Origin of the sequence: Fischerella sp. PCC 9605 (assembly GCF_000517105.1) — a bacterium.
Lineage (GTDB): Bacteria > Cyanobacteriota > Cyanobacteriia > Cyanobacteriales > Nostocaceae > PCC9605.
The window spans coordinates 95835-109626 of the sequence record NZ_KI912148.1; the positions used below are offsets into that span (position 1 = coordinate 95835).

The following is a 13792-nucleotide window of genomic DNA, read 5'->3' on the forward strand; positions in this document are numbered from 1 at the left end:
GTTCAAGTATATTTGCTTAAATTAGGTTTGCTTAGCCTGGAAATCCTGTTAAGCAAAGTCAGTAAAATGCAAGTTTTTTTTTAATTCAAATTTGGCATTTATCTGGCAATTATTTGGAGTAATCTAAAATGCAATTTCAACGCTTGGCCAGTGCATTTTTTATTTCAGGGTGTGCATTGGCTACTGTTTCGTGGTTTGCTGCTATAGCTGGTGAGGTTGCTGTAGTAACAGCAAAGTCACTCAATGTGCGCACTGGTCCTGGCAATGAGTATCGCTCGACTTACGTTCTCAGACAGGGCGATCGCGTCGAAATCATCGAACGCAAGGGTGAGTGGTCAAAAATAGTTGGTGAACGCGGTGGTGAAGGTTGGGTATATGCTCGCTATCTAGACGTGCAGAATTCTGGAAGCAACAACTCTTCAGTTGGTAAAGTTGCTGTAGTAACAGCAAAGTCATTCAATGTACGCACTGGTCCTGGCAATGAGTATCGCTCAACTTATGTTCTCAGACAGGGCGATCGCGTCGAAATCATCGAACAACAGGATGAGTGGTCAAAAATAGTTGGTGAAAGCGGTGGTGAAGGTTGGGTGCAAGCTGCCTATCTATCGGAACAGGATTCCGGAAGTAACTCTGGAGGCGACTTTTCTAATGAAACTAATTATGTTTATAGGAGCAATGGCAAAATAGAGAATGCTCGTTACTCAGGCCCTGGAAGTGCAACTGTTGTTATGGCTAAACGTGGCAATAATTTTAGTCTTGGCTTAGTCAATCCTGCAAAGTTTTCTGTGGAATATATCGGTACTCTTCGCAGTAACTTTGAGGGTAATATTCAAGGGCAAATTAACAACTTCCAATCTTCTGCATTAGGCTATAGAACTCTCCCCGCTTCTGGAGATTGCAATATTCAGGTGAGTGGAGGTACGATTCGCTCTGCCAGCTGCCTGGTAAATGGTACAAACATCGATCATGGTAAGAGTACCTTTACTGCTCAATAGCATGTATTGGTTTGACATTACTTGTTAGATAAGCCTTAGTTGGATTTGCTAACGTTCCCCAGTTCTCAACAAATAGAGCTGGGTGTTCAATAGTACCTATGTCATATCTACCCTCACCCCTTGCCCCTCTCCCAAGTTGGGAGAGGGGTGTCCGACAGGACGGGGTGAGGGTTTTTAATGAACATGAATTAGCCGGACTTGATATCACTAGCCAACTGCACCTTTTCAAAGTGGAATTTTGTAAAAAATTAGATTGAAAATTACTTAAACCTCAAATCTATAACTGGCAATGGTTTTAGATAGATTAACTGCTTTGATTTGTCATAATCGAGTTTCAGGCACTTTTAGCTCTTTTGATTTAATTTGCTTGATCGGACAAGAGTTTTAGATACTTTTTGCGCCAGAAAATTTCAAAGTTCAAGTGGTTTATTTTAAGACAATAATGCTATAGAATCTATAGAAAAGAAAGTTTCCAAAATGGAACTATCTTTCTTTTAATATTGCGATCGCATCAAAAGTACAAAATAACAACGACTAGACCTTACTCAGACAATCTAACCGAGTTGCCATATTAGTGACCTGGGTTGCTTGCTAGACCGATTGTATGAATGTCTGTTCAGAGCTTAGAAAGTAGATTTTTGCTACACAAAAATCTACTTTCTACAAAAAATATGGATTCTTCCTAACTAAATCCTTTGAACAGACGTGTTTGTTCGAGAGTGGAAACTAAAACAAAATAGTCAATATTCATCCAAACAAGATGTATTAGAGAAATCAAATTCTCAAGAAGCATCGATATTGTTGTCCAGATAAATAAACTTCGTAGAAATCTACTCTTTTATTTCATCATGCTAACAGTGATGAAAGCAATCGGATTTTTCAATATCAGCCTTAGAAAATAACAACTAATTACCGAAGTTTATATTCAGAGGAATACTGAAGTTATTTCTGGACTGGTTTTTACGTTCGATTGAAACATTTGGAAACAGGGTGATAAGATGTTTCGTCAACAATGTTCACTGCCATCATTAGCAATTTTGTTTACTTTGACTGCTACTTCTCCTCCTTCAGCAGTCTCTTTTATTGCTCGTCCTGTGCTTGCCCAGTCATCGGCTGACAGTACTTCTTTTCCTGTTCCGCAATCTGTTCCCAGTGGTACACAAGTGCGGATCAACGGCACAACTAGTATGGAAAAGATCAATCAGGCACTGGCGGATCGCTTCAAATCAAAGTTTCCCGGTACAGATGTCAACATTGCCTACGATGGAACGGATGCATCTGTGAAAGCACTGCCAGATGGAAAAATTGATTTGGCTGCAATTGGTCGTTCACTAACGCAAGCAGAGAAAGCCCAAGGGCTTGTCAGCACTCCCATAGCTCGTAATAAGATAGCTGTAATCGTTGGCAAAGATAACCCGTATAAAAATAGCTTGACCTCCGAGCAGTTTGCTAAAATCTTTCGGGGTGAGATTACCAACTGGTCACAAGTCGGGGGTTCTTCCCAAGCAATTCGCCTGATCGATCGCCCAGACAATAGCGACTTGCGGCAAGCATTTGTGAATTATCCTGTTTTTCAGGCAGTTCCATTTAAAACAGGTGCAAATGCTGTCAAACTTACAGAAGACAGTACTGAAGCGGTGATCAAAGAACTGGGATCGGATGGCATTGGATATGCGATCGCCGACCAGGTAATTAATAACCCCAACGTGCAGATTATCTCAATGCACAAAGTTCCTCCCACCGATCCCCGTTATCCATTCTCTCAACCTTTAGCATATGCTTACCGGGGATCAAATCCTAGTCCTGCGGCACAAGCATTTGTAGGTTACGCAACTGCTCCCGAAAATCAGCAAATTGTTGAACAAGCCAGGGCTGCGGAGGTTGCAGTCGCAACACCTCAAGCCACATCCTCCCCGACAGCAACAGCAACAACTTCACCTGATACCACTGCGATCAGAACAACCGCTCCTACAACTACAACAACAACAGGAACTGAACCCCAGCGTGGATTCCCGTGGTGGTGGTTATTGCTAATTCCATTACTGGGTGGATTGCTATGGTGGTTGCTAGGTCGGCGTACTAATGCTCCTGCCCCTACTCCTGCCTCAGCACCCGTTCCTATTCCTGTCCCTCCTCCTCCCCCTGCTAGAACTCGTGAGAGTCGGATCGTTCTGACACCTCGAAATTGCCGGGATGCTTATGCCTACTGGGAAGTTTCCGATCGGGAGAAAGTAGATTTGCAACGGCAAGGTGGACGCGATCTCAAGGTGCGTCTCTACGATGTCACTGATATTGAAGACATGGATCGTCAGACGCCCCACAGCATGAAGGAGTTTGATTGCGATCCTCGGGAACAAGATATGCACATTCCTATCGCAGTAGACAACCGTGATTACATTGCTGAGCTTGGTTATATTACTTACAGCGATCGCTGGCTACCAATTGCTCGTTCAGCTCACGTACGAGTTCCTGCCTGTGAACCTGTTAGTAATATTCCTGCAACAGCGGCTGCTGCTGCTCCAGCAGCAGCCGCTGTTGCTGCTCATACTTTGGTAAGCGATCGCCCTGTGGTGACAAAAGATGAAAGTCGTGCGATCTTGGTGCCTCGCAATTCCAGTGATGCCTATGCCTACTGGGAAATTCCAGAAGCACGGAAGGCTGAACTGCGACAACAGGGTGGACGTAAGCTGGCGCTTCGAGTTTACGACACTACAGGTATCGATCTAGATCGAGAACCTGCTCACAGCATTCAGCAGTTTGACTGCGATGAGCAAACACCCGATTTGCACATTCCCATTACCCAGAGCGATCGCGACTACGTTGCAGAATTAGGCTATGTCACTGACGATGGTCGCTGGCTCAAACTTGCTCGTTCAACCCCTGTCAGAGTTCCATCTGCTCCCACGCTAGAGAGTACAACCACACCCTCATCCGGTTCTGGAACAAACCTGGCGGGGGTTGTCTCCGATCGGGTTGACAGTATATCTAGAGCAACAACCAATCTGGCTGGAAATGTGACAGATAGAGTTACCGGCACCATCGCCGGAGGCACAGCCGCAGTAGCAGGTATGGGAACAGCCGCTCGGTCATTCTTAGATAGAGGGCAGTCCGATCTTGATAGCGATCGCACAATTAGCGGTCAGCCTGCCATGAAGAACGACTGCCGAATTATCTTAGTGCCACGCAACTCTAGAGATGCTTACGCCTATTGGGAAGTATCAGATGACTACAAAGCCAATGCGCGACAGCAAGGCGGACGTAGATTTGTACTGCGAATTCATGATGCAACTAATCTTGACATTGACAATCAGCCACCCCACAGCACCCAAGAATATGTGTGCGATGAGCGCGACCAAGACAAACATGTTTCAATTCCAGTCAGCGATCGCGACTACATCGCAGAAGTGGGCTACTACACAGATGACAATCGCTGGCTGAGAATTATTCGCTCCTTCCACGTTCACGTGCCATCAGATAGCACATCGCCATGAGAAGGAATCGAGCAAGGAGCACAGGGCATGGGGCATGGAGCATAGATAAAGATCCAATGCCCAATTCCCAATCCCCAATCCCCAATCCCCAATCCCCTTTTTATCAACCTTGAGTGAGGACATTCATCATGGGACTTTTTTTTGATGTTCTAAGTGCAATTAACAACCCCAATCAGCAGGGAAGCGTGACTCAACTAGAGTCAATCACAAACTCAATTCAGCAATTAGCAACTAGTCGAGGAATTCAGCCATCTCAAATGCAAACTGTGATGTCAGTGTTAGGCAATGTGCTGCGTCCTGCACTACAGAAACAGCAGTCAACCTTGGGTGGCAATCAATTACAGAATCTCATTGGTCAAGCCATTGGTACTAGTGCGAGTGCATCTGGGCTGCAATCTCTGATGTCGCCTCAGTTGCAACAGCAAATCGTTCAAACAGTTTCTCAAAGAACAGGACTAAGCCCGAATGCGATCCAGGCTGCTTTGCCAACACTAACTTCAGCAGTGATGGGTCTGCTAAATATGGGTACTACTAAACCTGGTGTTTCAGGCTCAAACTCTATCTTGAGTACGTTTTTAGATAGCGATCGCGATGGCGACACAGACCTAGGTGATGTTCTGAGATTTGCCAATCGTTTTCTTAATCCATCCGCCATATAGTTCTTGGCGACTTGGGAATTGGGCATTGGGCATTGGGCAAAAATAAGTCAAAAGCATGCCCTCGAGCGCAGCGAAGGGTTAAAAGCTAAAAGTAAAAAGAAAGAATTTTTTCTTTTACCTTTTTACTTTTTACTTTTTACTTTTTACTTCTCCAGTTCCTTTGCCCCATGCCCCTTGCCCATTGCTCCATGCCTGATGCCCTAATCCCCAGTTCCCAATCCCCAGTCCCCAATCCCCTAAAATCGGTAGGTAAACCAATGACTACTTTAATGCTCGGTTCTGACGACTTATCCAAGCTCACTTCTGCTGTAATGACCTCTGGCATGGCAGTATCAATTGTTGATGTTGGTATCATTTCAACAGCAATTGAAGCAGGCGCAATGGCCAAAGAGATTGCTGGAGCTGCCAAAAAGTATCCAAACAACTCCGTCATTCAAGCATTGTTTTCAGATGACGCTATGAAAAAAGCTCAGACTGAAGGCTATCTCAAAGTTGAGGCTAAACCTGAGGAGATGACACCAGAAAAGGCTGTTGATACAGCGATCGCCAGGATTGCTGAAGCTCTGATAGTATTAGAAGGAAAGGCATCTGCTGAGGAAATCGGCGAATACAAACAGTTCATCTACAGCTGTGCCGCTCGTGTTGCCAATGCAGCAGGCAGTGGATTGTTTGGCTCTGGAAGCCCGAAAGTAAGCGATAAAGAAGCAGTTGCACTTGCCAAAATTAAAGCTGCACTTGGTTTGTAGAAGTTGCGGAATTAATATTATGTTCAGTTAATCATGGGCAATTAAGCCAACTTGATATAACTTGACCATTCGAGTGGGAGAGCCTCTGGCTCTCATTCTCGTGACCAGGTTCAACCTGGTCACGAGGGTTTGGAGGCTCTGCCTCCTGCTGTTGTAACTGATGTAATATGTAATCAACCAAATATTGCTGGATGGCTCGTTAGTTATGAACGAGCCTATTTTTTCAGGCTATTTGCAATTGAAAAGGGTTTGAATCCCCCCTCTATTGTTCCTTTCTGCCACGCCACGTGCTACCAGTCGGCGAAGTCGCCGCTCCTCTGGGTTTCTTCAAGCTAAACCTTAGGGTAGATGCTGTAAGCACTTCCGAAGAAAGTAAATATTATCTAGTCCTGCCAAATCTACATTTTTATCCACTATCAGAATTGGACATCATCACCCAAATTTATAACTTAAAATACAGATCCTCTAACCCTCAATCTCGACGTGCGATCCCCAACTCACTTGTTTGGAAATCGAATCGTGTCTGAAGCGATCCGTAACCGACTGTTGCCCTATGGAGTTACTGCTCTCGGCGTTGCAGTAGCCTTGTTGTTTATGCAGCTGCTTAACCCTTGGCTACCCATGACCCAATCACCCTTTCTACTATTTTTTGCCGCAGTTACAGTGAGTGCTTGGTACGGTGGTCGAGGGCCGGGAATATTCGCTACCTTGTTATCGGCTTTATTTGCCAACTACTTCTTTATAGTTCCAGTTTATAAATTTACCTTAGATCCACTCAGTTTTTCACGGTTATTAATATATATTCTAGAGTCAATTTTGATCAGCGTCTTATGTGGAGCATTACGCACTGCTCAGCAGCGAACGCAAAAGAGTCTCAATTTGCTGAAAGTGAGCGAAGCCAAATTTCGGCGTTTAGTGGATTCTAATATCATTGGGGTGGTATTTGCAGATACTCGCGGAGCCATCACAGAAGCCAACGATGCTTTTCTGAAAATGACAGGTTACACCCGCGAGGATGTATTGACAGGGCGGGTGCGTTGGGATGAAATGACACCACCGGATCTTTCCGATCTTGATGCACATGCCATAGAAGAAATAATGACCACAGGAAAATGCACTCCTTTTGAGAAGGCATACTTTCACAAAGACGGTCATCGGATTCCAATTTTAGTAGGGGCGGCTTTGTTAGAAGATGAGTCTAGAGAAAATGTCATTAGCTTTATACTTGACTTGAGCGATCGCAAACAAGCCGAACAGCGTCAGCGCGTACAGTATGCAGTTACTCGCGTCCTCGCTGAAGCCAGAACAATTGCTGATGCAGTGCCAGCAGTTTTGCGATCGCTGTGTGAAAGCCTGGGATGGCAATTAGGTATCTTTTGGAGTGTAGACCGTCAGGGTGAGTTTCTAGGTTATGTGAATGAATGGCACGTACCCTCTGTAAATCTAGATGAGTTCAAGGAAAAAAACCAAACTACAATTTTTACCCCTGGAGTTGGACTACCCGGTCGTGTCTGGGCAAGCGGTGAACCTGCCTGGATCGAAGATGTGATTGCAGATCATAACTTTCCTAGAATTGCCGAAGCTACTCAAGCAGGATTGCACGGCGCATTAGCATTCCCCATTCGGATCAATCGCGAAATCTTAGGTGCGATCGAGTGTTTTAGCGATAAAATTCAGAAGCCGGATGCTGATTTATTACAGATGATGAGCACTATCGGCAGCGAGATTGGCCAGTTTATTGAGCGCAAACGAGCTGAAGAGGCGTTAGCTGAAAGTCAGCGACTTTTTTCAAGCTTCATGAATCACATGCCTGGTTGCGCTTATATTAAGGACGAGCAAGGACGTTACTTATTTGCCAACCCTATTGGTGCAGGTTTAGTTAATCTTCAAGTAGCTAAAGTTTTAGGCAAGACAGATTTCGATATATTACCACAGGAAGTAGCACAACCGCTTCGAGATAATGATATCACTGTTCTCACCACAGGCAAAGCGATACAGAAAATCGAGACCTTGCCGCAATCAGATGGTGAACACTGTTGGATGTCGTTCAAGTTTCCCATCAAAGACGCATCCGGTAAACAGATGCTTGCAGGTATGTCTTTTGACATCACCGAACAGAAACGAACGGAGGCAGCAATAACAGAACTGAATAAGGACTTAAACCACCGTGTGAGCGAACTACAAACTTTGCTCGATGTAATTCCCATCGCGATTGGAATTGGCCTTGATCCTAAATGTAGGGATATCAGAGTCAACTCAGTCTTTGCTAGGTGGTTAAATGTACCAACAGGCGTGAACGTGTCTACAATCCAAGTTAATTCTGAACAACTTCCGTTTAAAATCTGCCGACATGGTGAGGAACTGCCGCCTGATGAGCAACCGATGCGGTATGCAGCAACTCATGGTGTGGAAGTTCGGCATTCCGAAATTGAAATAGTTTGCGATAACGGCGCAATTCACCACCTTTTGGGCAACGCTGCACCCCTGTTCGACGAAGAAGGCAGAGTCAGAGGAAGTGTGGGAGCATTTCTAGATATTAGCGATCGCAAACGCACAGAAGCCATTTTTCGGTTTTTAGCAGAGGCAAGCAGTGTGCTTGCTTCTTCTTTAGACTATCAAACAACTCTTGAGAATATAGCCCGCCTTGCTGTTTTGGATATAGCAGACTGGTGTGCAATTGATGTATTGGACGAAAATTCAGCCACTTCCAGACTGGCAGCAATTCACGGACACCCAGACAAAGTCCAGCAAGTGCGTGAGTTTATTCGCAACTATCCACTCGATCTTAACAGCAGCCACCCAATCGCTAGAGTATTGCGTACTGGCGAATCAGAACTGGTAACTGATTTTCTGGAACCAGATTTAGCATCCATTGCTGGTGACGAGGAACATTACAGAAAGCTGCAAGCTTTGCATATCAAGTCTTATATTTGTGTGCCGTTGATTGCTCGCGGGCAGATACTGGGGGCAATTACGTTAGTATATGGAGAATCGGGGCGTCGCTATAGTGTGACTGATTTGTCACTCGCGGAAGATTTAGCTCGTCGTGCTGCCTTAGCTGTAGACAATGCCAGACTCTATCGTAAAGCTCAGGAAGCCAACCAGATCAAAGATGAATTTTTAGCAGTGCTTTCTCATGAATTGCGATCGCCCCTCAACCCGATATTAGGTTGGACAAAAATTCTGCAAAGCCGCAAATTAGATGAAGCTGCTACCCTCAATGCTCTGAAAACCATAGAGCGCAATGCTCATGTGCAAGTACAAATTATAGAAGATTTGCTAGATATCTCACGCATCATTCAAGGCAAACTCAGCTTGGATGTCTCCCCAGTCAACCTAGCCTCAACTATTGAGGCAGCGATTGAAACTGTACGTCTAGCAGCGGAAGTGAAGTCAATAGAAATTAATTTTCAGAAAAATAGCAGCGAAACTCTTTTTGTATTGGGCGATAGCAGTCGTTTACAACAAGTTATCTGGAATTTGCTCTCTAATGCAGTTAAGTTTACACCAAATCAGGGTCGGGTAGAAATCTTAATAGAGTGCTCAAACGCAGATGCCCATATCAAAATTAGCGATACAGGTAAAGGCATTAATCCAGACTTTTTACCTTATGTTTTTGATTATTTTCGGCAAGAAAACAGCGCTACAAATCGTCAATTTGGCGGTTTAGGGCTGGGGCTAGCAATTGTCCGTCGCTTAGTAGAACTACACGGTGGCACAGTCAAAGCCGAGAGTTCAGGAGAAGGGCTAGGAGCTACCTTTACTATCACATTGCCTCTAATGACAACTGTACAAAAAACTAGGCAAGAAAATGACAACTCAGACACATCTCCTATTCTTAAGGGAATACGAGTACTTGCCGTTGATGACGATCCAGATAATCTAGAACTGATAGTTTTTCTACTCGAACAATACGGTATAGAAGTGCGTAGCGTGACTTCAGCAGTCGAAGCACTTTCCGTACTAATAGAATGGCAGCCAAATTTATTACTTAGTGATATTGGTATGCCAGACGTAGATGGCTATACCTTAATTCGCCAAATCCGGGCGCTACCACCAGAACAAGGGGGAACAATACCAGCGATCGCACTGACTGCCTATACAGGAGAAATTAACCATCAACAGGCACTATCGGCTGGTTTCCAACAACACGTCTCCAAGCCAGTCAACCCGGAAGAATTGGCTTTAGCTATTACCAAGGCCGTTGGAGGCAGTAAAGAAGGCAATGGGTAATAGGAAAGAAAAATGCCAATTACCAATCACCAATTACCAATCACCAGTAGATCCTTGTGTAAAAGGTAGTTATCATCCCTGATATCTGAGGAAGAAGGAGAACCTGGAGTGGGAGGAGAAGAGGTGTCAAGGTCTTTAATATCTTGGCTTGAAACCCAACCGATAGATCCTGATTTGTTAAACCGTACTCGATACCATGTGTATCTATCAGCACCATAAACCCGATCAATAATTTGGGCTTGCTCTCCAGATGAAGTTGTACCTATTTGTCGTGAGTTTGGTTCAGGAGACGCGTAATAAGGGATCTTAGTATTGGAACTACTAACCTTTGAATTACCATGATCACCTAGAGCGGTTTGAGAAGAAACTGTAGAATTTTTCGGTGAGGTTTCATTCTCCTGAGGAGAAGTTTGCGGAATAATTGGGGTGTTATTTGTTGCTGGAATGGGCTGTATAGGAAGTTCAGCTTGATTATTGTTGTTATGATTACAACCTAGAATTAATCCACAACTGAGGCTAATTAACAATGCATTGATCGAAGTTTTTGTTATCCATCTCATGGTTGATGCACTCTCTAAAGCATTGACTCCAATGAAAACTGGAATTGTGCAATGTTCACCCACATATCAAAGAATACAAAATCTTGAACCTATATATTTCTCCGTCATGGTAAATTTCAATAACAAAGTAGTTTGGATCACAGGAGCATCCTCTGGTATTGGTGAAGCACTGGCATATGCTTTTGCCAAACAAGGCAGTAAACTTGTGCTTTCTGCCAGACGTGAGGAGGAACTGCAAAGAGTCAAAAAAGCGACAAAATTACCTGTTCAACAGGTGTTCATATTACCAATGGATATGACAAAGTCCGAAGAATTTCCAGAAAAAGTAGCAACTGCGATCAATTATTTCGGACAGATTGATATTGTTGTTCACAATGCCGGAATTAGTCAGCGATCGCTAGTGAAAGATACGCCACTACTGGTTGACAGAATGTTGATGGAAGTGAATTTTTTTGGTGTGGTAGCGCTGACAAAAGCGATACTACCTCACACGATCGCTCGAAAAGCAGGGCATTTTGTTGTCATCAGCAGCATTGCAGGCAAGTTAGGCACTCCGATGCGAAGTACCTATGCTGCTTCTAAACACGCTTTGCACGGTTTTTTCGATTCGCTGCGGGCTGAATTTTGGCAAGAAAATATCAAAGTCACGATAATTTGTCCTGGTTACATCAAAACTGCTATTTCCATCAACGCCTTGAACGAAACAGGGAACAAATATAACAAAATGGATGAAAATCAGGAGAAAGGCTTGAGTGTAGAAGTCTGTGCAACAGAGATTCTCAATGCAGTTAAAAAAGAAAAGTTAGAAGTATATATAGGTCGTTTTGAAGTATTGGGTGTGTATTTAAAAAGATTTTTCCCTGGCATTCTTTCGAGAGTGCTAAGAAACTTGCATATCAAAACCAAAGAAGTTTAATGCTGCTTGGAGCAAGCCTTCAGACTGCAAGGTAAAATCAGTTAAGTTCTATTTCCAATCAAGCTTCCCATGTATCATTCCAGCACTATCAAACTAGCTGCGGTTGAGAAATCGGCTGCGAGGGATGGATTTGCAGAACCGTATCACAAGGTTACGTTTGAACTGATTTCAGAAGGTATTCCAAAGAGTCAGATGGTAGTTTGGGTACACCCGGCTTATCCAGATGATGATCTCGTTCGTGTTGCTCAAACATTTGCTTGGCGCAGATTACTTGATTTATCAGAAGCGGCGAGTGAAAATGCTTTTTCTGAAGAGGAAATTCAGTTACTTTGGGAGCGAGTGAAACCAGCTAATTTTTGAAAGTTATTGGAATCTCCTCAAAAAGGTGTCCTTGCCTTTAGATGAAAGCTTTCTCCTAACTGTGGATGCTCAAAGTAAAGTTCTCTCGCATGTAGATGTAATCGACTTGTGACTGCACGACATCCGTAAAGTTTATCTCCCAAAATGGGTATACCAAGTCCTCTCGCATCAGCAGCATGAACTCTCAATTGATGTGTGCGTCCTGTTAGTGGCATAAACTCTATACGAGTGTAGTCTTCTTCTCTTGCCAGCACTTGGAAGCGAGTTACACTTGGTTTTCCGTACTGCCAATTAACTTCCTGATAGGGACGATTCTGAGGATCTCCCCATAATGGCAGTTCAATTACACCTTGATTAATAGTCACACAACCACAAAGTAAAGCTTCATAAACTTTGCGAACTTGCCGTTGTTGAAACTGCCAACTAAGTTGGCGATAAGTTTGTCGATCGCGAGCTAGTAAGAGAATACCAGATGTTTCTTGATCTAACCGATGCACCGCTGCAAGCGCCATGCTATCAGGTAACAGCTGACGTAAACGACTGAGGACACTATCTTGGCGATCGCGATAACGACCTGGAACCGATAATAAGCCTGGGGGTTTGTTAGCGACAATCAGCCATTCGTCTTCATAAAGAAGATCGAATCCCAGCGATCGCACATCATCACCTCCCCTCCCCTTACCTAGGGGAGGGGTTGGGGAGCCAGCGCGTTGCGGGGGTTCCCCCCGTTGTAGCGACTGGCGTGGTGGGGTTTTTGCAGTCGCGCCTATCTCTGCTATCGGATTGCTTTGAGACAATCCTGACAGGAGAAATCCCATCAATGGTTGACAACGCTCTGCACAAGCTCCATAGAATTCTCCTTGGATTTTGTCTTGATTAGCAGAGGATGATCCCCACCAAAACTCTGCCATTGCCAATGGTTTGAAAGCATGTGTTGCCGCATAATGAAGTAACTTTGGAGCACAACATTCTCCTGTGCCAGTAGGCAAACCTTGTGGCATCAATTGCTGTAGCGATCGCGATTTTCCGAAAAAATTCGTGAGGGAATAAACAGCGTGCATCTGCGCTTGCAGTTGGCGGGACAGTTCTTTACGGCGTTGTTTCAGTTCCCGCTTTTGTGCATCTGCTGCTGCAATCAACTGCTTGAGCGGTTGTAATGCCTCATCTCGTTGGCGTTTGAATTGCCGTCGTTCAATTCCATCCCGACGACTTTCGGCATCGAGTTGTTCAACAGCAGCAGCGAGTGCTTCCCCAGTCAGCGTTTCGCAAAGTATCTGACGTTGTTCGTGTCGTTGCTGTTTGCGATCTCGATGGCGATCGCTCATTTCTTGCAGACGTAGTTCAAACTCGCGAGACAGGATTTCGTATTGCTGCCGTTCGCTCAGTTGCTTCAGGTTAATTAACTCCTGCTTGATAGCGCCCAATTCCGCCAATGTCCGAGCTTCTTCTAACGTTACTTCGTCTCGTCCGGGGATCGGCGGCACCCAACCCTCAACCACACTACAACCATTGAGTAATCCAGAGAACGCTTTAAGTACCCGTTGTTCTCCATCAGGCAGTTCAACGAGTAATATTCCATACATCTTGCCTTCACAGGAATAACAGTCATCAGTGGCGAGGTATCGCATTAAACCATAGGCGATTTCCTCTGCCAAAGCAGTGCGGGGAAGTCTGAGTACTTCGCCAGTTTGCGGACAACGTCCTTCATAGTAATAGCTAACAGATGAGTTGGCGCTCCAAGAGTTACAGTTAATGAAATCTGAAAGCGGATGTAGGAATACCATAAAAGGTATGATTTGAAGTCTGCTTGATTTGAGCAGGATTGATTTCTT

9 protein-coding genes are annotated in these 13792 nt (G+C 44.5%); 7 read left to right on the plus strand and 2 right to left on the minus strand.

The genetic code is table 11. The annotated features are described in order from the left end of the window. The first annotated feature begins 128 nt into the window (after positions 1-128). The 5 genes from FIS9605_RS42325 to FIS9605_RS39690 all read left to right on the plus strand — a co-directional run bounded on the left by FIS9605_RS42325 (position 129) and on the right by FIS9605_RS39690 (position 10124). Entirely contained in the window at positions 129-995 is an 867-nt protein-coding gene (locus FIS9605_RS42325; protein WP_063748445.1) for an SH3 domain-containing protein, read from the plus strand. Between the two features lie 998 nt (positions 996-1993). Beyond that, a complete protein-coding gene (locus FIS9605_RS0102795; protein ID WP_026731220.1) occupies positions 1994-4486 on the plus strand; it encodes an extracellular solute-binding protein in 2493 nt (830 codons plus the stop codon). Positions 4487-4614: 128 nt separating this feature from the next. Continuing rightward, positions 4615-5145: a DUF937 domain-containing protein gene (locus FIS9605_RS0102800; protein ID WP_026731221.1), complete on the plus strand. Its 531-nt coding sequence runs from the start codon at positions 4615-4617 to the stop codon at positions 5143-5145. 257 nt (positions 5146-5402) lie between these two features. After that, positions 5403-5891, plus strand: a complete 489-nt coding sequence (locus tag FIS9605_RS0102805) for a hypothetical protein (protein ID WP_026731222.1) — start codon at positions 5403-5405, stop codon at positions 5889-5891. A gap of 519 nt (positions 5892-6410) precedes the next feature. After that, positions 6411-10124: a PAS domain S-box protein gene (locus FIS9605_RS39690; protein WP_051469917.1), complete on the plus strand. Its 3714-nt coding sequence runs from the start codon at positions 6411-6413 to the stop codon at positions 10122-10124. A 26-nt stretch (positions 10125-10150) separates the two neighbouring features. Here FIS9605_RS39690 and FIS9605_RS0102815 read toward each other — a convergent pair whose 3' ends face one another. Next, complete coding sequence (locus tag FIS9605_RS0102815) at positions 10151-10684, minus strand: SH3 domain-containing protein (protein ID WP_026731223.1); 534 nt, start codon at positions 10682-10684, stop codon at positions 10151-10153. A gap of 31 nt (positions 10685-10715) precedes the next feature. Between FIS9605_RS0102815 and FIS9605_RS0102820 the strand changes: the two genes are divergently transcribed. Both FIS9605_RS0102820 and FIS9605_RS0102825 read left to right on the plus strand, forming a co-directional pair. Then, positions 10716-11600 carry an SDR family oxidoreductase gene (locus tag FIS9605_RS0102820; protein ID WP_231510221.1) on the plus strand — a complete coding sequence of 295 codons (885 nt, stop codon included), beginning with the start codon at positions 10716-10718 and terminating at the stop codon, positions 11598-11600. Between the two features lie 69 nt (positions 11601-11669). Continuing rightward, positions 11670-11960 carry a hypothetical protein gene (locus tag FIS9605_RS0102825; RefSeq protein WP_026731225.1) on the plus strand — a complete coding sequence of 97 codons (291 nt, stop codon included), beginning with the start codon at positions 11670-11672 and terminating at the stop codon, positions 11958-11960. A 17-nt stretch (positions 11961-11977) separates the two neighbouring features. Here FIS9605_RS0102825 and FIS9605_RS0102830 read toward each other — a convergent pair whose 3' ends face one another. Then, positions 11978-13744: an RluA family pseudouridine synthase gene (locus tag FIS9605_RS0102830; RefSeq protein ID WP_026731226.1), complete on the minus strand. Its 1767-nt coding sequence runs from the start codon at positions 13742-13744 to the stop codon at positions 11978-11980. Positions 13745-13792: the final 48 nt, after the last annotated feature.